General features: G+C 41.9%; 20 protein-coding genes, 1 rRNA gene and 1 riboswitch. Of the genes, 1 reads left to right on the plus strand and 20 read right to left on the minus strand.

The window, feature by feature from the left end; translation table 11 throughout:
• Positions 1–42: 42 nt before the first annotated feature.
• From pcrA to H0185_RS14025, 5 genes are all read right to left on the minus strand, one after another.
• Positions 43–2,361, minus strand: coding sequence for a DNA helicase PcrA (gene pcrA / locus H0185_RS14005; RefSeq protein ID WP_221874129.1), 2,319 nt, complete (start codon positions 2,359–2,361; stop codon positions 43–45).
• Between the two features lie 77 nt (positions 2,362–2,438).
• Positions 2,439–3,122: a heptaprenylglyceryl phosphate synthase gene (gene pcrB, locus H0185_RS14010; protein WP_221874130.1), complete on the minus strand. Its 684-nt coding sequence runs from the start codon at positions 3,120–3,122 to the stop codon at positions 2,439–2,441.
• A 226-nt stretch (positions 3,123–3,348) separates the two neighbouring features.
• On the minus strand, positions 3,349–3,663 hold the full coding sequence (locus H0185_RS14015) for a YerC/YecD family TrpR-related protein (protein ID WP_221874131.1): 315 nt from the start codon (positions 3,661–3,663) through the stop codon (positions 3,349–3,351).
• Between the two features lie 41 nt (positions 3,664–3,704).
• A complete protein-coding gene (locus H0185_RS14020) occupies positions 3,705–4,721 on the minus strand; it encodes a DUF3048 domain-containing protein (RefSeq protein ID WP_221874132.1) in 1,017 nt (338 codons plus the stop codon).
• A 50-nt stretch (positions 4,722–4,771) separates the two neighbouring features.
• Positions 4,772–6,511 carry an adenine deaminase C-terminal domain-containing protein gene (locus H0185_RS14025; RefSeq protein WP_221874133.1) on the minus strand — a complete coding sequence of 580 codons (1,740 nt, stop codon included), beginning with the start codon at positions 6,509–6,511 and terminating at the stop codon, positions 4,772–4,774.
• Positions 6,512–6,679: 168 nt separating this feature from the next.
• Between H0185_RS14025 and H0185_RS14030 the strand changes: the two genes are divergently transcribed.
• A complete protein-coding gene (locus H0185_RS14030) occupies positions 6,680–6,964 on the plus strand; it encodes a YgaP family membrane protein (protein WP_221874134.1) in 285 nt (94 codons plus the stop codon).
• Between the two features lie 57 nt (positions 6,965–7,021).
• On the opposite strand, the gene purD is transcribed toward H0185_RS14030, so the two are convergent.
• The 15 genes from purD to rrf all read right to left on the minus strand — a co-directional run bounded on the left by purD (position 7,022) and on the right by rrf (position 22,144).
• Positions 7,022–8,293 (minus strand): phosphoribosylamine--glycine ligase, encoded by a 1,272-nt coding sequence (purD, locus tag H0185_RS14035; protein ID WP_221874135.1) that lies wholly within the window; start codon positions 8,291–8,293, stop codon positions 7,022–7,024.
• Between the two features lie 227 nt (positions 8,294–8,520).
• Positions 8,521–10,059: a bifunctional phosphoribosylaminoimidazolecarboxamide formyltransferase/IMP cyclohydrolase gene (purH, locus tag H0185_RS14040; RefSeq protein WP_221874136.1), complete on the minus strand. Its 1,539-nt coding sequence runs from the start codon at positions 10,057–10,059 to the stop codon at positions 8,521–8,523.
• Complete coding sequence (purN, locus tag H0185_RS14045; RefSeq protein ID WP_221874137.1) at positions 10,056–10,643, minus strand: phosphoribosylglycinamide formyltransferase; 588 nt, start codon at positions 10,641–10,643, stop codon at positions 10,056–10,058. Before purN ends, purH begins: the two co-directional genes overlap by 4 nt.
• The gene (gene purM / locus H0185_RS14050; RefSeq protein WP_221874138.1) at positions 10,640–11,683 is read right to left on the minus strand and encodes a phosphoribosylformylglycinamidine cyclo-ligase; all 1,044 of its coding nucleotides are present in this window, start codon (positions 11,681–11,683) and stop codon (positions 10,640–10,642) included. Before purM ends, purN begins: the two co-directional genes overlap by 4 nt.
• Positions 11,684–11,728: 45 nt before the next feature.
• Positions 11,729–13,144, minus strand: coding sequence for an amidophosphoribosyltransferase (gene purF / locus H0185_RS14055; RefSeq protein WP_221874139.1), 1,416 nt, complete (start codon positions 13,142–13,144; stop codon positions 11,729–11,731).
• Positions 13,129–15,345, minus strand: a complete 2,217-nt coding sequence (gene purL, locus H0185_RS14060) for a phosphoribosylformylglycinamidine synthase subunit PurL (RefSeq protein ID WP_221874140.1) — start codon at positions 15,343–15,345, stop codon at positions 13,129–13,131. The genes purF and purL overlap by 16 nt, the downstream gene beginning before the upstream one ends.
• Entirely contained in the window at positions 15,329–16,015 is a 687-nt protein-coding gene (gene purQ, locus H0185_RS14065; protein WP_221874141.1) for a phosphoribosylformylglycinamidine synthase subunit PurQ, read from the minus strand. The genes purL and purQ overlap by 17 nt, the downstream gene beginning before the upstream one ends.
• A complete protein-coding gene (gene purS, locus H0185_RS14070; protein WP_221874142.1) occupies positions 16,012–16,266 on the minus strand; it encodes a phosphoribosylformylglycinamidine synthase subunit PurS in 255 nt (84 codons plus the stop codon). Before purS ends, purQ begins: the two co-directional genes overlap by 4 nt.
• On the minus strand, positions 16,259–16,978 hold the full coding sequence (gene purC, locus H0185_RS14075; RefSeq protein WP_221874143.1) for a phosphoribosylaminoimidazolesuccinocarboxamide synthase: 720 nt from the start codon (positions 16,976–16,978) through the stop codon (positions 16,259–16,261). The genes purS and purC overlap by 8 nt, the downstream gene beginning before the upstream one ends.
• A gap of 84 nt (positions 16,979–17,062) precedes the next feature.
• Positions 17,063–18,355 carry an adenylosuccinate lyase gene (purB, locus tag H0185_RS14080; RefSeq protein WP_221874144.1) on the minus strand — a complete coding sequence of 431 codons (1,293 nt, stop codon included), beginning with the start codon at positions 18,353–18,355 and terminating at the stop codon, positions 17,063–17,065.
• A gap of 46 nt (positions 18,356–18,401) precedes the next feature.
• Positions 18,402–19,562, minus strand: coding sequence for a 5-(carboxyamino)imidazole ribonucleotide synthase (gene purK, locus H0185_RS14085; protein WP_221874145.1), 1,161 nt, complete (start codon positions 19,560–19,562; stop codon positions 18,402–18,404).
• Positions 19,546–20,034 (minus strand): 5-(carboxyamino)imidazole ribonucleotide mutase, encoded by a 489-nt coding sequence (gene purE / locus H0185_RS14090; protein WP_221874146.1) that lies wholly within the window; start codon positions 20,032–20,034, stop codon positions 19,546–19,548. Before purE ends, purK begins: the two co-directional genes overlap by 17 nt.
• A gap of 147 nt (positions 20,035–20,181) precedes the next feature.
• A riboswitch (purine riboswitch) is annotated at positions 20,182–20,283 on the minus strand.
• Positions 20,284–20,393: 110 nt separating this feature from the next.
• A complete protein-coding gene (locus H0185_RS14095) occupies positions 20,394–20,600 on the minus strand; it encodes an NETI motif-containing protein (protein ID WP_221874147.1) in 207 nt (68 codons plus the stop codon).
• Entirely contained in the window at positions 20,584–21,141 is a 558-nt protein-coding gene (locus tag H0185_RS14100) for a DUF2179 domain-containing protein (RefSeq protein ID WP_221874148.1), read from the minus strand. The genes H0185_RS14095 and H0185_RS14100 overlap by 17 nt, the downstream gene beginning before the upstream one ends.
• A gap of 887 nt (positions 21,142–22,028) precedes the next feature.
• A 5S ribosomal RNA gene (rrf, locus tag H0185_RS14105) occupies positions 22,029–22,144 on the minus strand.
• Between the last annotated feature and the right edge of the window lie 128 nt (positions 22,145–22,272).

The following is a 22,272-nucleotide window of genomic DNA, read 5'->3' on the forward strand; positions in this document are numbered from 1 at the left end:
TCATCATATCGGTAAGCTCTTTTTTCTCAACCTAATATATAGTTAGACTTTATTAATTGGTGCAAATTTAGCCAACAATCGTTTCACACCGGTTGGACTTGGGAAGGCAATATCTAACTCAGTTCCTTCACCAGATCCTTTAACGCTAACGACTGTTCCTGTTCCCCATTTGCCGTGCTGAGCTTTGTCGCCAACCTTCCAATCAAGCTGGTCTCCACCAGTTGAAGCCGCCGGTCTCGTGACCGCACTTCTTGGCTGTCTAGCTGGGGAACCTAAGGTAGCTCCTTGGCCCCTTGAGGCTTGTCCTCCTGATACCCCTCCGATTGCTGAACCTCTTGAAGCACCTCCGAAGGACGAACCTCTAGAGGATCCATATGATGAAGACTGTCTAGACGACCTTCTGTTTTCACCAAGGATGACTTGTTCAATAAGGTCATCTGGAATTTCTTTTATAAACCGAGATTCAGGATTCATGTTTGTTCGGCCGAAGAGGGTACGCATTTGGGCATTGGTTATAAACAATTCTTGCTCCGCTCGGGTAATCCCAACATAAGCCAGTCGACGCTCTTCCTCCATTTCCGCATCTTCCATAAGGGAGCGGCTATGAGGGAATACGCCTTCTTCCATCCCAATTAAAAATACAACGGGAAATTCAAGGCCTTTTGCGGAGTGAAGCGTCATTAACGTAACAGCCTCACTGCTCTTTTGATCGTCATCATCAAGCTTATCAATATCCGCTACTAACGCAAGGTCAGTTAGGAAGCCTGTTAAGCTCTTATCCTCGCTTGTGTCTTCAAAGGCATTTGTAACAGTTAAAAATTCATCTAAGTTTTCAAGTCGGCTCTGTGATTCCAGCGATTTCTCTGCCTTTAACATTTCCCGGTAGCCCGATTTTTCAAGAATTTCCTCCACTAGTTCTGTAACGGAAAGGAATTCCTGCATATTGGTGTAATTTCTAATCAAATCACGGAATCCGGCTGTTGCTTTCGTTGCTTTAGGACTTAAGCCAATTAATTCTACACTATCAAGAGCTTGATACATCGAAATGTCATGCATCAGCGCGAAATTCGCGATTTTATCTACTGAAGTCGAACCAATTGCACGTTTCGGTACATTAATAACGCGGCGCAAACTGATGTCGTCATCTGGATTTGAAATTAATCGTAAGTAAGCAAGGATATCTTTAATCTCTTTGCGGTCATAGAACTTTGTACCGCCAACGATCGTGTATTCAAGGTTTGATTTTAAGAACGATTCCTCGATTACACGGGACTGGGCGTTGGTCCGATATAAAATGGCGATATCTGAGAGCTTTCTGTTCCCTAAACGAACGAGCTCCTGGATTTTTCCAATCACAAACTGAGCTTCACCTTGTTCACTATCAGCTCGGTAATAAACGATTCTATTTCCTTCAGCATTCTCAGTCCACAAGTTTTTCGCCTTACGATTGAGGTTGTTTTCAATTACCTTGTTTGCTGCAAGCAAGATTTTTTTAGTGGAACGGTAATTTTGTTCGAGTAGAATAACACTCGCATTAGGGTAATCCTTTTCAAAGGAAAGGATATTGGTGATGTCCGCCCCACGCCAACGATAAATAGACTGATCTGAGTCACCGACGACACATAGGTTTTTATAGCGCGAAGCTAAAAATTTAACGAGCATATACTGAGCGCGGTTTGTATCCTGATACTCATCGACATGAATGTATTGGAACTTCCGCTGATAATATTCTAATATCTCTGGAACCTGCTGAAATAAAACGATTGTCTTCATGATTAGATCATCAAAATCAAGTGCTTGGTTTTTACGCAATTGTTTTTGATATTCTTTGTATACATCCGCAATTACATTTGCATAGTAATCACCTGCAGTTTTGGCAAACTCCTCAGGCTCTATCAGCTCATTTTTAGCAGAAGAAATGGCCCCGAGAATTGCACGAGGGTCATGTTTTTTCGGGTCAATATTCTTTTCTTTTAAGATGTTTTTAATCACCGATTGCTGATCACCTGAATCAAGGATGGTGAAGTTCCGGTTATACCCCAAGCGGTCAATGTCTCTTCGAAGAATTCTTACACACATGGAGTGGAAGGTTGATATCCAGATATCATCTGCTGCTCCACCCAAAATGCCTTGAATTCGTTCACGCATTTCACGTGCCGCTTTATTTGTAAATGTAATTGCAAGGATGTTATATGGGTTGACTCTTTTTTCCACCATTAAATAACCGATCCGGTGCGTCAGTACCCTTGTCTTTCCACTACCAGCTCCCGCCATCAATAGCAGTGGGCCGTCTGTCGTTTTTACCGCAAGCTGTTGCTGCGGGTTTAAACCATTCAATAATTTATCTGTTAAAAATTGCATTAACTGCTCACCACCATACAAACATTTGTTCTTATTTTATCGCAAATCCCTACCTATGGACAACTAGCTTTCAAACTTTATTTAACTGCTTTGACCGTTTTTAAGGCTTCCTCTAAATTTTCATAGATAGAGTTGCCAACAACAATGACATCCGCCACTTTTCCCATTTCAAGAGCTTGTTCATATGAATAGATGCCGCCACCGTAAAAGAGAACGGTTTTTTCAAGCGTTTCTTTCACTTTCTGGACTAACACGGGGTCCCCGTATGTTCCACTATACTCTAGGTAAAAAATCGGCAGGTTGAACATTTTCTCCGCCATCATCGCATAAGCTTGAACGTCCTCAACAGATAAATCGGTCTTGGCTTGTGTAAGTTGAGCCGCTTTGCAGTCTCCATTTAAAATACAATATCCTTCTATTAAAATTTCATCCCAATCCATAATATCTCCGTACTCTTTTACAGCTTCATGGTGCAGGCCAGTCACCCACTTCGTGTTCGTGCTGTTCAAGACCGTTGGGATAAAATAAAGATCATATCCGGGCGTAATTGCTTCTGCATCTGAAACCTCTAGGATGCACGGAACCGTATAGCGACGAACCCGGGACATCAAATCCAACACCCCTTCAATTGTGACGCCGTCCGTTCCCCCCACTATTATGGCATCTGTACCCGATTCACAGATTTTTTCAAGGTCCTTATCGGAAATATCCTTGTTTGGATCGAGTTTAAACACATGCCGCCATTGACGAATATCATACATCCTGATGTTGCCTCCATTCACTCTAATTCCATTAAACCATTATAGCATTTGTTCCATTCAATCAAAAAGGAAAGCTCGGAAAGATTCAGAGGAAATGGTTTACAAAAAGAAAAGCGCAAGCGACCATTTTAGCGGCGTATACTGTATCCGCTAAGGTGCTGAAGCTGAATAATTCTTTCTCACCTTTACATAACAAAAAACCGAAGCGATTTTCGCTCCGGTTTTTCTATTTATCCTCTGATTCTTCTTCAGCGGGTTTAATTCTTTCTAGTGCCATTTCATAGGCATCATTCCCATAGTTTAGAGCTCTCTTCACACGGGAGATGGTTGCGGTGCTGGCTCCTGTTTCTGTTTCGATTTTATGATAGGTATTCTTTTCGCGCAGCATACGCGCCACTTCAAGGCGTTGTGCAAGCGATTGAATTTCATTTACAGTACAAAGGTCATCAAAAAAACGATAGCATTCATCCATATCTTTTAGGGATAAAACGGCATTAAATAGCTGATCCAGTTCTTTCCCTCTTAATTTTTCAATTTGCATCCATCATACTCCTTATTCTGTTATTTCAATAGAGTCTTTATTTAAAATGTGACACGATCAAGATCTGGTACAATATTGATCCATGTTTTCCCTGGAACAAATTTTGCCTCTTCCCCATTAATAAATGGAAGAATTCTGCCGTCAACATTTTCCCATGTCACTTGTGTTCTAATTCCTTTTTGCAATAGATAGCCGCTGCCACCGGAAGTTAAATTGATCTCCTTACGTCCATCATTATCAATAACTTGATGGTCCATTTCAACAATCAAGATATTATCTAGTAGCACTGCTTCTTTCGACTCAAGGTCAATCGTATCTTCTCCATTTGAATAGCGATGATATTTATTAGCTTGAGCGTCGTATTCATACTCTACATCAAAGGTTGAAGTCCCATATGAAATTTGTGCTTTTCTTGTTTCCTCACCTGAAATTTGGTCTAGTTGTTCCTCCTCAAAGAACATAAGTCCTTCGGGTTTTTTCGTTAATGAATAGCCGCCGTTTTCAGCACCCTTTTCTATATTCTCAAAAGTAATATAGGAATTATGAGGCGCTTGGCGGAAGTCGGCTCTTTTAAATAAAGTTCCATCATGATAGATTCCATTGATATTGTCGATATAATCACTGTTAAGCAATCTCTTTGCTTCAGGACTGAAACCATGAGCGACAAAAAAGCTGTCATACCCCTTTGCAAGGTCAAGATAATACTCTCTCGCGCTTCGAACTGGGCCAATATTCTCAGGTTTTTCGCTTTCAAAGATGGCCAAGAATCTAGTAACATTTCCTTCCGCAAGCACTTCGTATACAAGATCTGCTTTATGAAGTCCAGACTGTGGGCGTGCCTTTGGATGGTTATTTACAACTACTGCGACAGCACGTGCGCTAGGTTCTTCCTCCGTCTCCAACCCTGTCAATGGATAATGAAAAGCTGGTTCTTGTTCATCTTTTACAAGATCCTCAACTTGCTTTTTAGGTTGATCTTCCGCTACATTTTTTTCCTGACTGCAACCTGAAGTAATGATCATAGCAGCCACTGCTACTACTATCCATTTCTTTAACATATGAAACACCCCTATACCCTACCGGTACAATGTTAAGATACTTTTATATTTTAACGCATTATCGTTGGAAAGAGTACCGTTTTCTTCATGACATCATAAATCCCATGTTGCGTAACCCGAATATAGGGTAGATGTGTTGCTGAAAAGAACATCAAAGAATAAATAGGATCAATAAATGGATAGCCTTTCTCTTTTAATAACGAAAAAAGATTCTTTTCAAGACCGATTAATTCTTCAATCGGCTGATCCGACATCGTCCCTTTTAATGTTAAAGGCAACTCATAAATGGATTGACCTTCTTCACAGATTACAATCCCGCCGCCAATTTCCTTCATTCGGTTAAAAGCAGCTTCGATATCACGCTTGCTCTTTCCAATTAAAATAATGTCTCCTGTACTTGAGAAAGTACTTGCCAACCCACCTAACTTATTGGCAAAACCTTTTAGTAACGTATTAATTCGCCATTTACCGTTTCGGTCAAGGAGCATAAAGAAGCATTCATCATGATCGGTCGACAAGCTTTCTGAGGAAACGTCAATTCCGATTGAGTAAGGCTTGGTAATAACAGAGTTCTCTAATTTAATCCCAAATGGCATTGAGAACTGCATATCATCACTATCTAGGGACCAGTCAATTTTTAATGGCTCTAAGTCAAATTGAGACCAGTCTACCTCCTGAAATACATCCATTTGTATTCCATCGCGTTTAACCCACTGTCCTTTTGCTAAAACAGAAACCGGCGTTGGTTCATCCTTTTCACTTAGGAAGTTCAAGTTAGCAATTCTTCCTGTCGCGATATTTCCGTGTAAATGGTCAAAATTATAATAACGAGCAATATTAACGGTCGCCATATTATAAGCATCAATAATCGGGACGCCATGATCAATGGCAATTTTTATTAACTTATCGGTCATGCCGTTTTCATAACAAGCGCAAGATGATCCATCTGAATTGAGCATCATACGATCATAGGCAGCAATGTCCATTGCATGAATTTCATCTAATAAATTCGGCAGATCCGGACGAATAGACGAATGTCTTAGAGATACCATATACCCTTGCATAAGGCGTCGTTGGACTTCTTCTCCTGTCATGGCCTCGTGGTCACAATCCGTGCCAAAGAGCATCATTTTTGCTAATGTTTTCTCCGAGGCTCCCGGAAAATGTCCTTCAATCTTTTTATTTAACTTTTTCGTTTCTTGCATCCAGTGAAGCATCATGTCGTCTCCATCAACCAACTTCGGCCAACCTGTTAATTCCCCACCTTGGACAACAAAGTCCTTCTCCAACCATGATTTAATATTGCGATTAGAGAAGATGGTTTCCTCATCATAGGTTTCCGACTGGCTATCATAGCGGCACCACCAATAAGTCGTAACAGGATGCTCTTGTAATTCTTTTATAAAAGAAAACGCTTTCTTTTTGCTCAACTGTAATGCAAGCACCATATTGTCATTAATCATGGTTGTCGTGCCATGTTGGGATGCATACGTCGCTAACGATTGGGGATTATATAACTTAAACGGGTGAGCATGAGGCTCTATATAACCTGGAACAATGTAGCCTTTGCTACAATCAATTGTTTCACAGTTCATTGTAAGAGCTGGCAACTTTTCACCGACATAGACAATTCGATCCTTGTAAATCCAAATGTTTGCGGTCATCCATTTACGGAAAGTTTGGTTTAGATAGGTGGCATTTTTCAAAAGAATTGTCGGTGAAAGGGTACCATCTAAAACGGCTACATGGTCTCGTAATTGCTTGTTCTTCCATCTGAATCGCTGTTCCATTTGGTATTCCCTCTCCATCTATATTTTTATTAGTCTTTTATTTTTAAAAGTGAGCTTTCATACAAAAAGAAAGCCCTTTCATTATTATCTCTAATCGTAACATATTTTACGTTTTAACGCATTAAAGAATATCCATTTTTGGTAAATTTATTAAAGGAGGTATGATGAGTGAAGGTAAAGCAAAATATTGGGATTGTTAACGCTATGTTACGGATTACCTGTGGTTTCACATTTTTAAGTTGGGCAACTGCTAAGATGGTGAAAAGACCTTGGAAGGATTCTTATTTGCTAGTTGCGTTTCTAAGTGCAATGAAAATAGCCGAGGGGATTGTTCGCTACTGTCCCTTAACCGCACTATATGAAGAAGGACAAGAAATGATGGAAAACAATCACCATAACGAAGACCACACAAAAAAAGGTGCCGAAGAGATTTTGCCAATCAATCCAACCTAAGGGATAAAACAAGAAAAGGTGTCCAAGATTGACCCTGGACACCTTTTTAATCGTCAGTTATACCTGCACACTTTTAATCGCACGACTGCCAATATCTTTTCGGTAAAAAACCTGGTCTGATGTTAACTTAACGAGTTCTTTGTATACTTTATCCTGCGCCTCTTCTATGGTCGGTGCTTTAGCACCAGTCAGTAGCACTCGACCACCGTTCGTAACAAATTGACCTTCATCGTTTAATGCTGTCCCCGCATGATAAACATCTAACTCATCTGTTAAGCTTTCTATTCCGGTTAATGGAGCGCCTTTCTCATAAGCCTCCGGGTAACCCTTAGCTGCAATGACCACTCCAAGCATAGTTTGTTCATCCCAGCTAAGCTGCGGTTCTTTGCCTTCTAGAAGGTCTACTATCACTTCTACTAAGTCCGATTCTAAACGAGGAAGTACCACTTGCGTTTCCGGGTCCCCGAAGCGAGCATTAAACTCAATCACTTTTGCCCCTTGTTCTGTTTGGATTAACCCTGCATACAAGATGCCCGTAAATGAGCGCCCTTCCTTCACTAATGCCTGAGCAGCCGGTTTTACAATGGTTTCGACTGCTTCTGCGACCATTTTTTCATCAATAAACGGGACCGGAGAATATGCACCCATGCCGCCTGTATTTGGACCTTGATCCCCATCAAAAGCACGTTTATGGTCTTGAGCAATTTCAAGCGGGATGACTGTTTCACCGTTAACAAACGCCATTAGTGAATACTCCTCACCTGCTAAAAACTCCTCCACCACTACACTGGATGAAGCTTCCCCGAACTTAGCGTCAATGAGCATTTCCTCAAGGGCGTTAATAGCCTCTTCAATGGTCATCGCAACGGTAACCCCTTTGCCTGCCGCAAGCCCATCTGCCTTAATGACGATTGGTGCCCCTTTTAGTTCAATGTATTGCTTTGCTTTTTCAAAACTAGTAAAAACCTCAAAATCGGCCGTTGGGATCTCATACTTCTTCATTAAATATTTTGCAAAGGACTTACTTCCTTCGATTTCTGCAGCTTTTTTGCTTGGACCGAATACCTTAATACCTGTTTCTAAAAGACGGTCCGCTAAGCCTGCGAGGAGTGGAACCTCTGGTCCAATAATCACTAATTGAATGTTTTCTTTTTTAGCAAAATCGACCAATGCATCTTGATTGTCCTCTGAGATGGCTATGCGAACAGCACAGTCTTCCATCCCTGGATTTCCTGGTGCCACATAAACGGTTTCCACCCTAACACTTTCGTTTACTTTATGACAAATGGCATGCTCCCGGCCGCCTCTTCCAACCACAAGAACCTTCATTCCTCCACCTCCAAGCATTTTATTGCGACTTCTCTTATAACGGTGAACTAATTACTGCCTTAGTTGGGCCAATTCCGGAGAATTGGTAGATTTCATTTTGGAAATGTTACCTTCTACGAAATGGACTCTTTTCTACGACTCTACTTCGAGCAATTAGGAGTTTCCTATTTTACCGTATGGAGCTCAAGCGCTCAGTATTATCCGTTTGCTTTACGAATGTCATGATCTTAATGTTTAAAATGCCTTACTCCGGTAAACACCATTGCAATCCCATATTCATCCGCCTTTTTAATCGAGTCTTCATCGCGGATGGACCCGCCTGGTTGAATAATCGCAGTAATGCCTGCTTTTGCTGCGGCTTCAACCGTATCGTCCATTGGGAAGAATGCATCTGAAGCCAAAGCGGCTCCTTCTGCTTTTGATCCTGCTTGTTCTAAAGCAATTTTTGCTGCTCCGACGCGATTCATCTGCCCTGCACCGATTCCTAGTGTTTGATCTTTTCCTGTAACGACAATTGCATTTGATTTCACGTGCTTTACAATACTCCAACCAAGCTTGAGCGCTTCCCATTCTTCTGCAGTTGGCTCTCGTTTCGTTGGAACTGTCACTGTGGCTTGCTCAAGACCATATTGATCATATTCCTGCGCTAGCAATCCACCTTCAATCGAAGTTAGCTTCATTTCCTTCTTTTCACCTTGACCGAAAGGAAGTTGAAGGAGGCGAAGATTCTTTTTCCCTGTTAAAATTTCTTTTGCTTCCGCACTGAAGGACGGAGCAATAATAATTTCAAGGAAAATCTCATAAAGTTTTCTCGCCGTCTCAGCATCGACTTCACGATTAAACGCAATAATTCCTCCGAAAATCGAAACAGGATCTGCCTCAAATGCCTTTAAAAATGCATCATAGACATTGCTTCCTGTTCCCACACCACATGGGTTCATATGTTTCACCGCAACAGCTGCTGGTTCTGAGAATTCCTTAACAATCTGTAGAGCTGCATCGGCATCGTTAATATTGTTATAAGAAAGCTCTTTCCCGTGAAGTTGTTCCGCGTTTGCGACTGAAAATGCGGAGCCCAGTGGCTTCCGGTAAAAAGCCGCTTTTTGATGAGGGTTTTCTCCATAGCGTAGACTTTGCTTTAACTCATACGTAACAGTTACCTTCTCAGGGTTTTCTTCCCCTACAAGGTTTGTCATATATTCAGCAATCATGCTGTCATAGGCAGCAGTATGGCGGAACACTTTTGCTGCAAGTTTACGGCGAGTGGTTGCTTCTGTGGTGCCATTTTTCTTATATTCGTCAAGAACAACCTGATAATCTTCAGGGTCGACAACGACTGATATGTAATCATGATTTTTTGCGGATGCCCGAAGCATAGCTGGACCGCCGATATCAATGTTTTCAATTGCATCTTCTACCGACACATCAGGCTTTGCGATTGTCTGCTGAAAAGGATACAAATTTACACAAACCAATTCAATTGGAGTAATGCCATGTTCCTCAAGCTGCTGACGATGACTTTCCTCCCCAATTTTCGCTAGCAATCCACCATGGATATTAGGATGAAGTGTTTTCACACGTCCCTCAAGAATTTCTGGGAAGTTTGTAACCTCACTAATCCCAATGACTGGGACTCCCCCCTCCGCAAGAGCACTTTTCGTTCCTCCTGTTGAAACAATCTCAAAACCTAGGTTAATGAGTTCTCTAGCGAATTCGACAATACCTGTTTTATCCGAGACTGAAATTACTGCACGTTTCTTTGTCATATTGAAGTTGCCTCCTTCTTCCCATCCAAAAGCATCTTTACGACTCTTGGATATAACTGATGTTCTACCTTTTGAATCTTTGCTTGCAAGGAATCACTCGTTTCATCTGGAATCATCTCCACTACTTCTTGAGCAATGATTTCACCCGTATCCATTCCAGCGTCCACATAATGCACCGTGACTCCTGTTTGTTCTACTCCTGCCTCCAAGGCCTGCCCTACGGCATCCTTACCAGGAAACGCAGGCAGCAAGGATGGATGGATATTGACGATTCTGCCTTCATAAGCTTGTAACAGTGTTTGCCCAATCAAGCGCATATATCCTGCTAGAATGATCCACTCAATCTTCTTCTCTTTAAGGAGTGCTAGAATTTGAGATTCATATTCTTCCTTATCCAGAAATTCCTTTGGTTGAAAAACAAAGAAAGGGACTGCTGCGTTCTTGGCTCGGTCAATCACAAAAGCTCCGGGACGATCACAAACAAGCAAACTTACCTCCGCTTGGAGATTCCCGTTATGCACGGCATCAAGTAGCGCTTGAAAATTACTTCCGTTTCCTGAAGCGAAGACGACTATTTTTTTCATACTGCTTCTCCATTTAAACGCACCTTGACTCCGGCCTCTTCCGTAACAGAGCCAATTACAAAAGCCTTTTCTCCACATGCTTGGAAATGTGAAACAACATCCTCTGCTTCTTCTGCAGATACAGCGATCACCATGCCAATTCCCATGTTAAAGATATTATACATTTCCTGTCTTTCAAGTTTACCAAGTGTTTCTAAAAGTGTGAATACTGTATGTTTTTCCCAACTGCCTTCTTCAATCATAGCACCCAAGCCCGCAGGAAGCATTCTTGGAATATTTTCAATAAAACCGCCGCCTGTAATATGAGCCATTCCATTAATTGTGAACTTTTTTAAAGCAGACAGAATTGGTTTAACATAGATTCTCGTCGGCTTTAATAATTCTTCACCTAGTGTACAACCTAACTCGCTCACAAATCGATCAAGCTTCCACCCTGCTTCTTCAAGAAATACTTTTCGAACAAGGGAGTAGCCATTGCTATGGATTCCACTTGAAGCAAGACCAATTAGAACATTCCCTGCCTCAATTCCTTCACCCGTAACAATTGCAGATTTTTCACATGCTCCAACTGCAAAACCAGCTAAATCGTATTCCGTCTCCTCGTACATTCCCGGCATTTCGGCCGTTTCGCCACCGACTAGTGCACAGCCAGCTTGTTCACAACCGTCTGCAATCCCTTTAACGATTGCCTCAATTCGTTCCGGTTCTGCTTTTCCACAAGCGATATAATCAAGAAAATACAAGGGCTCTGCACCTTGGACAACAATATCATTCACACACATTGCCACAGCGTCAATGCCAATCGTATTATGTTGGTCCATCATTATGCTAAGCAAGAGTTTGGTTCCGACCCCATCTGTCCCTGAAATGAGCACCGGTTCTTTTAAGCCTAGTGATGATAAATCAAACATCCCACCAAAACCACCTAAACCACCAAGTACTCCTGGCCTAACTGTACGCTGAACATGTTTTTTCATTCGTTCAACAGACTTGTATCCAGCTTCAATATCTACTCCGGCCTGCTTATAAGCGTTTGCCATATTCTTCCCTCCGTATTGTTTATCCGCTTTATTCTTTTCTTTGTTTTAGCATTTTAATGCTGTGACACCTTGTTCTTGCGGATAAATTTCAGTAGGATACTTTCCGGTAAAACAAGCAAGACAATGCCCTTTTGTTTCTCCTTCACCGTTTCTATTGATAGCGTTAATTAACCCATCTACACTTAAAAAAGTTAGAGAATCCGCGCCGATGATTTCTCTGATTTCTTCTGCTGTTTTATCTGAGGCAATCAATTCTTCCCGTGAAGACGTATCAATTCCGTAGAAGCATGGATTTTTAATCGCCGGTGAACTAATGACAACATGCACTTCTGTAGCACCTGCTTCTTTTAGCATTGCAACAATTCGGCGACTGGTTGTTCCGCGAACAATCGAGTCATCTACCATAACTACACGTTTTCCCTCTACAACCCCTCGAACTGGAGACAGCTTCATCTTCACGCCTTGTTCTCTTAGTGACTGCGAAGGCTGAATAAACGTCCTACCAACATAACGGTTTTTAATTAACCCCATTTCATAAGGAATTCCCGCCTCTTCCGCATAACCAATTGCTGCAGAAATGCTAGAATCTGGAACGCCTGTAACAACATCCGCTTCAATTGGAGCTTCAAGTGCCAATTGCTTGCCAAGGTTTTTACGTGCGGTATGAACATTGATGCCATTCACATTGCTGTCCGGTCTGGAGAAGTAGACATATTCCATGGCACAGAGAGTTAAATTGCTACTGATAGAAAACATTTCTGATTGAATGCCTTCATCGTTAATCACCAAAAGCTCTCCCGGTAACACATCACGGATAAACTCAGCTCCGACGATATCAAACGCACAGGTTTCCGAAGCCACGACATAGGAATCTCCTAGCATGCCTAGTGATAATGGTCTTAACCCATTCGGGTCAAGAGCCACCATCATCTCGGTTTCGGTCATGATTAAAAATGCATAAGCCCCCTTCAGCATCGTTAGAGCGTTTTTTACCTGATCTTTCAGCTGAGGGAATCCACTTCGTTTAATTAAATGAGCTAAAACTTCTGTATCTGAACTTGTTTGAAAAATGCTTCCTTGTGCTTCAAGCTGATGTTTTAATGCTGTTGCATTTACAAGGTTCCCGTTATGGGCAAGCGCGAGACTGCTGCTTTGAGAACGAAACAACAATGGTTGCACGTTTTCGTAACCACCGCCGCCCGCCGTTGCATAACGAACATGCCCGATTGCACTTGTGCCTGGTAATTGTTCAATCACCTTTGAGTTAAACACCTCTGTGACAAGACCTTCACCTTTGGCTACATTCAGTTTTCCTCCATCAGTGACGACAATCCCTGTTCCTTCTTGCCCTCGGTGTTGTAAACTGTGCAGTCCATAATAGGTAATCTGTGCTGCATTTTCATGCCCCCAAATTCCAAACAATCCGCACTCTTCGTTTAACCCTTTTAGCTCAGCAAGCATGGAATAGCTCCTTTCCAGGCATCTTTCATTTTTTCTACCTCAAGCTTGATTACCTGTTCTCCATCCACCGAAACATTCAATACTGGTTCCTCAATCACTCTTCCAATTTGTACAGCATCTGTTAAACGTTCAAACTCTTCTTGATGTTCTGCTTTTACGGATAAAATAAATCTTGATTGCGATTCACTGAATAGAGCCGTCACAGCTTCCCCGTCAAGTGATACTTCCGCTCCTAAACCATTTGCACCAATCACAGATTCTGCTAAGGCGACGCCAATTCCACCTTCCGCAACATCATGGGCAGAAGCAACAATCCCTGTACGAATTGCGGATAATACTTGATCTTGGTACTTTTTCTCTTTCTCTAAGTCAATCTCAGGTGCTTTTCCGAAGATTTCTCCAGAAAGGAGCTTTTGCAGCTCACTACCACCGAACTCTGCTGATGTTTCTCCTAACAGATAGATAATATCTCCAGCCTGTTTAAACTCTTGAGTCGTTGCGTCTTTCATGTTCCGTACCAGCCCAACCATACCAATGACCGGTGTTGGGTAAATCGCTGTTCCATTTGTTTCGTTATACAAAGAAACGTTTCCGCTAATAACTGGGGAATTAAACGTCAGACAAGCTTCGCTCATGCCGTCCGCTGCTTTTTCAAGTTGCCAGAAAATCTCTGGTTTCTCAGGGTTACCAAAATTCAAACAATCGGTAATCGCTAGTGGCTCTGCTCCAGAACAAACCACGTTTCGGGCCGCTTCTGCTACAGCAATTTTCCCGCCCGTTTCAGGATCTAAATAAATATAACGAGAATTACAATCTGTCGTCATCGCTAATGCCTTTTCCGTGCCACGAATCCGAACCAATGCCGCATCCGAACCAGGCGCAACAACGGTATTGGTACGAACCATATAATCGTACTGGTCATATACCCATTCTTTGCTAGCAATCGTAGGTTGTTTTAATAGATTCATAAGCGTTTCAGAAACATCCTCAACAACAGGGACTTCACTCTCCATTGCTTGAAACTCTTGATAATAAGTTGGTACCTTTGAAGGTTTATAGTAAACTGGTGCATCTTCTGCAAGTGCATCCGCTGGCACCTCTGCCACGACTTCCCCGTTATGAGTTAAGCGCAGCATTTTATCATCGGTCACATGGCCAACAGCAACCGCTTCAAGACCGTACTTTTCAAACAAACTAGCAATCTCGTGTTCTCTGCCTTTTTGAACCACCAATAACATCCGTTCTTGTGATTCAGAAAGCATCATTTCATAAGGATTCATTCCTGTTTCACGTTGGGGAACAAGGTCGAGGTTCATTTCAATTCCTGAACCAGCTTTACTTGCCATTTCAGCAGATGAACTTGTTAGCCCCGCTGCCCCCATATCCTGAATTCCTACAAGAGCATCAGACTGAACCACTTCAAGACATGCCTCAAGTAAAAGCTTTTCCATAAAAGGGTCCCCTACTTGAACTGCAGGACGTTTCTCTTCTGACTGTTCGTTCAGTTCCTCAGAAGCAAAAGTAGCTCCATGAATTCCGTCACGTCCTGTTTTGGCTCCAACATACATCACGGTATTGCCAACACCATGCGCCTGCCCTGTTTTAATGTCCTTATGGTCAATGACCCCAACACACATGGCATTTACAAGTGGATTGCCTTCATAACAAGGGTCAAATTGAATTTCCCCACCAACCGTAGGAATTCCGATGCAGTTCCCATAACCAGCGATCCCAGCAACGACTTCTTCAAACAGGTATTTTCCTCGCGCGGATTGCAGCTCACCAAATCGTAAGGAATTCAACAATGCAATCGGTCTAGCTCCCATTGAAAAGACGTCACGAATAATCCCGCCAACACCTGTTGCCGCTCCTTGGTATGGTTCAATGGCAGAAGGGTGATTATGGCTTTCAATTTTAAAAACAACCGCTTGGTTATCGCCGATGTCAACAATTCCTGCTCCTTCTCCAGGTCCTTGTAAAACATGATCTCCGGAGACTGGGAATTTCTTCAGTACTGGCTTTGAGTTCTTATAACTACAATGTTCAGACCACATAACCGAGAACAGACCAGTTTCAGTGTAATTTGGCAGGCGTCCAAGAATCTCTTCGATGCGCTTGAACTCTTCGTCAGAAATGCCCATCTCTTGATAAATTTTATCCTGTTTAATTTTCTCTGGACTTGGCTCAAGCTTTAACTGCATAGGTTTCCCTCCATTGTTTGACGATTGACTTGAAAAGCTTTAATCCATCTGCGCCACCGAGTAGTGAGTCAACTGCACGTTCAGGATGTGGCATCATCCCAAGGACATTTCCGTCTTTATTGATAATCCCTGCGATATCTTCGATGCTCCCATTTGGGTTTGTTCCTTCGTAAGTGAAAACAATTTGGTTATTTTCCTTTAAAGAAGCAAGCGTTGCTGCATCACAATAATAATTGCCTTCTCCATGGGCAATCGGAACCTGAATCACTTCGTCTTGGTTATAAAGAGAAGTAAACATTGTTTCGTTATTTTTAACTGCGAGGTTCACCGGGCGACAAATAAATTTAAGGCTTTCGTTACGACGCATGGCTCCTGGTAAAAGTCCTGCCTCTAGTAACACCTGGAATCCGTTACACACACCTAAGATTGGCTTTCCCGCTTGTGCTGCTTTGACAACCTCGTTCATAATTGGACTAAAACGAGCAATCGCGCCTGTACGTAAATAATCTCCAAAAGAAAAACCGCCCGGAAGAAGAACTGCATCAAATCCCTCTAGACTTGTGGCATCGTGCCAAACGTATTCTGCTTCTTCGCCTAGCTCATCCTTCGCCGCATGATACATATCTACATCGCAATTGGAACCAGGAAAGACAATGACCGCGAACTTCACAGGACAACACTCTCCTCAATCTCGTAGCGATAATCCTCAATCACAGGGTTTGAAAGAAGACGTTCACACATCTCTTTTACCACTTCTTCAACATCACGGTCTGTTTTTTCTATCGTTAATTCCATATACTTTCCAATTCGCACATCTTCTACAGCCTGATAGCCCATTGTATCCAATGATTTTTTAACAGCAGTCCCTTGCGGATCTAGTACGCTTTCTCTTAATGTCACATACACCTTCACTTTATACATGTGTTGGACCTCCCAATCGTCCTAAAATGGTTTTGTAAGCATTCGTCAAGTTGCCTAAATCACGGCGAAAAACATCTTTATCAAGCTTTTCATTCGTATGAATATCCCAAAGTCGGCATGTGTCCGGTGAAACCTCATCTGCAAGCAGAATCTTTCCGGTCTCATCTTTTCCGAACTCAAGTTTAAAGTCTATTAAACGCACATCAATTTCTTTAAAAAAGTCACTTAATACAGAGTTGATTTCTCTTGCCTTTTCTTTTAAAACTAACACTTCTTCTGGAGAAGCAAGGTCGAGCACGTCAATCTGATCGTCTGTAATTAATGGGTCGCCAAGATCATCATTTTTTAAGCAAAACTCTACTAATGGATACTTTAACTTTTGCCCCTCTTCGATCCCTAATCGTTTCGAAAAGCTTCCAGCTGCATAGTTTCGGACTATGACTTCAAGAGGAATGATGTTGACGCGCTTTACAAGTTGTTCGATTTCCGATACCTTCTTGATAAAATGAGACTGAATCCCTTTTTCCGCTAGCTTTGAAAATAGTAAACTTGTAATCTCGTTATTCAAGCGTCCTTTGCCAACAATCTCTGCCTTTTTCTCGCCGTTATAAGCTGTTGCTGAATTTTTGTATTCAATCCAAACGATGTTTTCATCATCCGTCAAATAAACCCGTTTCGCTTTTCCCTCATATAACAGATCTTTTTTCCCCACTATTACCGCTCCCTTAACGAGAATATTAGAAGTATTCAGTCATGCTATCTTGTGGAAAGGCAAGGAATCTTGCCTTTCTCGTTTTTATAGTCCAAGTCGTTCAAAAATGGTATCCACATGCTTCAGATGATAGTTATAATCAAAGCAGTCATCAATTTCTTCTTTATTTAGCAGGGCGGTGATTTTCTCATCACTTTCTACTAAACCTCGGAAAGCAACTTGCTTCTCCCAGGCCTCCATGGCTCTTGGCTGGACGGTATCGTAAGCTTCCTCACGTGCCATTCCTTTATCAATCAGCGCAAGCAGTACGCGTTGAGAGTAAATAAGTCCTAACGTACGGTCCATATTCCGTTTCATGTTTTCTGGATAAACGGTTAAGTTTTTAATGATGTTCCCAAAACGATTCAACATGTAGTTTAAGGCAATCGTCGCATCCGGTAAGATAATCCTTTCTGCGGAGGAATGAGAAATATCACGTTCATGCCAAAGTGGAACATTTTCGTAGGCAGTTAACATATGACCGCGAATGACCCTAGCCAAGCCTGTCATATTTTCAGAACCGATTGGATTACGCTTATGTGGCATGGCTGAAGAACCTTTTTGCCCCTTCGCAAAGAATTCTTCAACTTCACGTGTCTCGCTCTTTTGAAGTCCACGAACTTCCACAGCAAACTTTTCAATTGAGGTTGCAATTAACGCAATCGTTGACATGTAATGGGCATGTCGGTCACGCTGTAAGGTCTGTGTCGAAATCGGTGCAGCCTTTAGGCCAAGCTTTTCGCACACATATTGCTCTACAAATGGATTGATATTTGCATAAGTCCCTACAGCACCAGAAATTTTCCCGAATTCTACGCCATCCGCAGCTTGCTTAAAACGTTCGAGGTTCCGCTTCATTTCTTCATACCAAAGAGCAAGCTTTAACCCAAAAGTAGTTGGCTCGGCGTGAACGCCATGAGTACGCCCCATCATCACCGTATATTTATGGTCTTGCGCTTTTTGTTTAAGGATTTCAACAAAATTCTCAATGTCTGTTAGTAAGATTGCATTGGCTTGCTTTAACAAGTAAGACAATGCAGTATCTACGACATCAGTAGACGTCAAGCCATAGTGAACCCACTTACGCTCATCGCCAAGGGTTTCAGAAACGGCTCTGGTAAAGGCTACAACATCATGTCTTGTTTCTGCTTCTATTTCATGTATGCGATTCACATCAAAGCTAGCATTTTCTCTTATTTTCTCTACATCTGCTTTCGGAATATCTCCAAGTTCAGACCATGCCTCACACGCAAGAATTTCAACCTCTAGCCACGCTTTAAATCGATTCTCTTCTGTCCAAATTGCTCCCATTTCAGGTCTTGTATAACGATCAATCATGGATATTTGTCCCCCGTTCTTTTTTACTCCTTAGTATTGTATCCAATTAAGAAGGATTCCCGCTCTCTATCTGTACTAGATGCCAAATCCCGCTCTCTTCTGCTTCTTGAAGGCCAAGTTCTACGGTTTCTCTTAAGAGAGTCACATGCCCCATTTTTCGGTGCAGCTTAGCTTCTTTTTTACTGTACAAGTGGATTTTCCAATCTTTCAGCTCTGGTATTTTCTCTAAAAGACGATCCTGATGTTGCCCTAAAATATTGACCATTACGACTGGTTTTAATAGATCAGTTCGTGCCAGTGGCCAATTGGCAATCGCTCGAATATGCTGCTCAAATTGTGATGTTTCACAGGCCTCAATTGTGAAATGCCCTGAATTATGCGGACGTGGAGCCAGTTCATTTATATATATTTTTTCATCATTTGTCACAAACATTTCTACCGCCAAAGTTCCAACTAAATGAAAAGCATTCGCTAGCTTTTTAGCTTCTAGAATTGCTCTTTCTTCTACTTCTTTACTAATTCTAGCCGGAACGATGGTTTGATGGAGAATATTGTTCCGATGGAGATTTTCTGCAACAGGGAAAACCGCCACTTCTCCTTGAGGATTTCTTGTAATAATAACTGAAATTTCTCTTTCAAATTCAATCCATTTCTCTAACACACATCTTCCCTGCTCAACCAATGCTTCGGCATTTAACAAATCATCGGGGTGTCGGATGACCACTTGCCCTTTTCCGTCATAACCACCACGAGCCGTTTTTAGTACAGCAGGTAAACCGGTATCATGGATACCTAGGTGGAGATGGTCAATATTTTCAATTGCCACATATGGTGCAACCTTCACGCCGGCAGATTGAATGGCCTTTTTTTCAAGAATACGGTCTTGGGTCATTTTCAAACAATCGGTACCTTGTGGAACATAAGCATGTTTCGCTAGCCAATCAAGGTTTTCTGCATGAATATTTTCAAATTCATACGTAACGACATCACTTTTTTTGGCAAGCTGCTCGATTGCGTGGGAATCGTCATACGCCCCAACTATTTGCTCATCTGCCACTTGACCGCATGGGCAATCGGGGACAGGGTCCAACACAACAATTCGAAAGCCCATCGCTTTTGAGGCTAGTGCCATCATTTTTCCAAGTTGACCTCCACCAATAATTCCAATTGTTTGCCCCGGTAAAATGATGTTATTCAAGTTCTTCACTACTTTCCATGACAGCTTTTTTCGTTTCTTCTCTTAAAGTTTCAAGTTTTTCGGAGATGTTCTCGTCAAAAGCTGCTAAGATTTGTGCCGCCAAAAGGCCAGCGTTTTTTGCACCTGCAGTTCCAATCGCCACTGTTGCAACTGGAACCCCTCCTGGCATCTGCACGATCGATAATAAAGAATCCAACCCATTTAATGCCTTTGATTGAACGGGAACACCAATAACCGGCAAGGTTGTCTTCGCTGCCACCATCCCTGGTAGATGAGCTGCCCCACCTGCACCAGCAATAATCACCTTTAAGCCATCTTCACGTGCGTTTTCAGCAAAGTTAAACATCAAATCAGGTGTCCGATGTGCCGATACAACTTTTTTTATATAAGGAATTTCTAGCTGATCAAGAACTTCACAAGAATGCCTCATTGTTTCCCAGTCCGATTTACTCCCCATAATTACACCAACCGACGGTCTCATGGTTTCATCCCCTGTTCTTTTCTTTATGTAAAATAAAAACCCAGACAGATCTCTTTCTCTTTAGTATGAAGAGAAAGTAGTCTGTCCGGGTTCAGAATGACAAAGAAACCATACCTATTATTAGTACGTTTCTTTTCCCATTTCCGTAAAGAAGCTACTTCCCCTCATAGTCCAATGATTTACGGTCATTAGGTAGAAACTCATGGGCCATATCCCCATTATTATACGAAGGAAAAATATTAATTTTTATTTAATGACAACTACATATTAACAACAAGGTTCCCCTTTTGTCAATCAATAATCGAACGATACCTATATGTTTAATGATAATGTTCGTGTTTTAGTTCTTTTCTCCTTATTTAGGAGTCGATTGGTTTCGCTTCGAAAACAATTTGTCTCCCCGCCGGCTCATAGTCGACTTCACCATTTTTCATTACTTCCTTAAATATCGGCTTCTCCAACCTTCGTGTTGGGGTATAACCATCTTTGCTCATCCTGTCTAAACACTCGCTTAACGTTTCATTTTCATTCACTTCGTATAACTTCTTTTTATTGGTTTTTTTCATACTTAAATAAATTTCCTTTCCTTACATTCTTTACCCAGAATCCACCATGAATGGATTTTGGTTCATAGGCAATGATGAACGCTTTTGGATCCTGTTCTTTTATTTGGTCATATAACTTTAGTTCAAATTTCCTTGGGGTTAGGATTTGCATGGCCATTCGGTCCCCTTCTAGTCCGTGTGCAGCCCAGCTCGTCACTCCATAACCTTGCCCACGGAGGGTTTTTGGTAAGTCCCGGTCATATTCCTTCGTAATGACATTTACCATAATATAACCTAATGCTAGCTTATCCTCAATCTTCATCCCTACAATGACCCCAATTCCATATCCCGCAGCATAAGCAATTAAATTTTGTATTTGATCTAAGTTATCCAAAACGAGCCCAAGCCCAACCACATAAATGACTACCTCAACTGTACTTATGGAAGCAGCCATATAGCGTTGGCCTTTTAAGGTCAGGATCATTCTAATCGTAAAAAAAGAGACATATACAATGTTTATGACAAGTATGATTGTAATCATGACTAAACCATTTTCAAGCATGCTTATTCCTCCCTATAAAAGTGGTGAAATATAGGTTTAGTCTTTACTTTTTTGTGGGGTTTAACACTTTGGTGGGTAATTTCGAGGGCTCGTAGGGGGGTAATAGTTAGGGCCCAGGTTTTTTTTCTTCGTAGGGGGTATATCTGTCTTTGGAGAGATGTAGCCTAGTTTATTCGCCTCAGCGAGAGGAAAAAAAGAATGGTAAAGGGAAATAATATGGTTTGGCTATGCGGAATAAAGTGAGTGGGTTTGAGCTAAAACCAGGCTTTTATTAGCAAAAATCAGTAGCATTTATTCTCTGCAAACTTCTATAAGAAGAAAGGCTGTGTTAAAGTACATTGTTGTTTTTCATACGTTGATAAGAGCGGAAGGCACAAAGACTCCTGCGGGAGTACATTCATTCGGATTCCATTTCAGATTTTCTACCTGGGACTGTCCGAACTCTACCCTTATTCGGACTCAGTTTCTGTTTTTCTATCTGGTGCGGTCCGAACACAACTCTCCTTCGGACTCCAACTTCCGTTTTCTGGCGGGGACCGTCCGAACTCTACCTTCATTCGGACTCCATTTCCGTTTTTTTCCCTGAGACTGTCCGAACACAACCCTCATTCGGACTCAATATCCGTTTTTTTCCCTGAGACTGTCCGAACACAACCCTCATTCGGACTCTATTTCCGTTTTTTTCCCTGAGACTGTCCGAACACAACCCAGTACAGGGCAGGTGGGACTTCGCCGGCGCTTAAGCGCCGGCACGCCCGGGGAAAGCGATATGCCTGGAGCGTAAATCAACCACACCTTTAACACAGCTATAAGAAAAAATGACCCTTTTTTAAAAAGACCTATAAAACACAAAAAGAACAGCTGATAATCAGCTGTTCTTTCACTTTGCCTGGCAACGTCCTACTCTCACAGGGGGAAACCCCCAACTACCATCGGCGCTGAGAAGCTTAACTTCCGTGTTCGGCATGGGAACGGGTGTGACCTTCTCGCTATCGCCACCAGACTATTTAATTAAAGGTGAGATATTTTGCTTACGCAAAAATCTTTATTCCTTCAAAACTAGATAATGTGTAAGAAGTTAAAGTAAACATTTGAATCAATAATTGGTTAAGTCCTCGATCGATTAGTATC

The organism is Mesobacillus maritimus, assembly GCF_019749255.1.
Taxonomy (GTDB): Bacteria; Bacillota; Bacilli; order Bacillales; family Cytobacillaceae; genus Mesobacillus_B; species Mesobacillus_B maritimus_A.

Excerpts from the sequence above, each read along its gene's own strand:
- purF (WP_221874139.1), bottom strand. The coding sequence starts at position 13,144 with ATGCTTGCTGAGCTAAAAGGGTTAAACGAAGAGTGCGGATTGTTTGGA.
- purH (WP_221874136.1), bottom strand. The coding sequence starts at position 10,059 with ATGACAAAGAAACGTGCAGTAATTTCAGTCTCGGATAAAACAGGTATT.
- H0185_RS14095 (WP_221874147.1), bottom strand. The coding sequence starts at position 20,600 with ATGAAAAAAACCAATAAAAAGAAGTTATACGAAGTGAATGAAAATGAA.
- purN (WP_221874137.1), bottom strand. The coding sequence starts at position 10,643 with ATGAAAAAAATAGTCGTCTTCGCTTCAGGAAACGGAAGTAATTTTCAA.
- purE (WP_221874146.1), bottom strand. The coding sequence starts at position 20,034 with ATGAGACCGTCGGTTGGTGTAATTATGGGGAGTAAATCGGACTGGGAA.
- H0185_RS14100 (WP_221874148.1), bottom strand. The coding sequence starts at position 21,141 with ATGCTTGAAAATGGTTTAGTCATGATTACAATCATACTTGTCATAAAC.
- purM (WP_221874138.1), bottom strand. The coding sequence starts at position 11,683 with ATGGCAAACGCTTATAAGCAGGCCGGAGTAGATATTGAAGCTGGATAC.
- purS (WP_221874142.1), bottom strand. The coding sequence starts at position 16,266 with ATGTATAAAGTGAAGGTGTATGTGACATTAAGAGAAAGCGTACTAGAT.
- H0185_RS14015 (WP_221874131.1), bottom strand. The coding sequence starts at position 3,663 with ATGCAAATTGAAAAATTAAGAGGGAAAGAACTGGATCAGCTATTTAAT.
- purD (WP_221874135.1), bottom strand. The coding sequence starts at position 8,293 with ATGAAGGTTCTTGTGGTTGGAAGAGGCGGCCGGGAGCATGCCATTTGT.
- pcrB (WP_221874130.1), bottom strand. The coding sequence starts at position 3,122 with ATGTATGATATTCGTCAATGGCGGCATGTGTTTAAACTCGATCCAAAC.
- purL (WP_221874140.1), bottom strand. The coding sequence starts at position 15,345 with ATGCAGTTAAAGCTTGAGCCAAGTCCAGAGAAAATTAAACAGGATAAA.
- pcrA (WP_221874129.1), bottom strand. The coding sequence starts at position 2,361 with ATGCAATTTTTAACAGATAAATTATTGAATGGTTTAAACCCGCAGCAA.
- H0185_RS14025 (WP_221874133.1), bottom strand. The coding sequence starts at position 6,511 with ATGGAACAGCGATTCAGATGGAAGAACAAGCAATTACGAGACCATGTA.
- purB (WP_221874144.1), bottom strand. The coding sequence starts at position 18,355 with ATGATTGATCGTTATACAAGACCTGAAATGGGAGCAATTTGGACAGAA.
- H0185_RS14020 (WP_221874132.1), bottom strand. The coding sequence starts at position 4,721 with ATGTTAAAGAAATGGATAGTAGTAGCAGTGGCTGCTATGATCATTACT.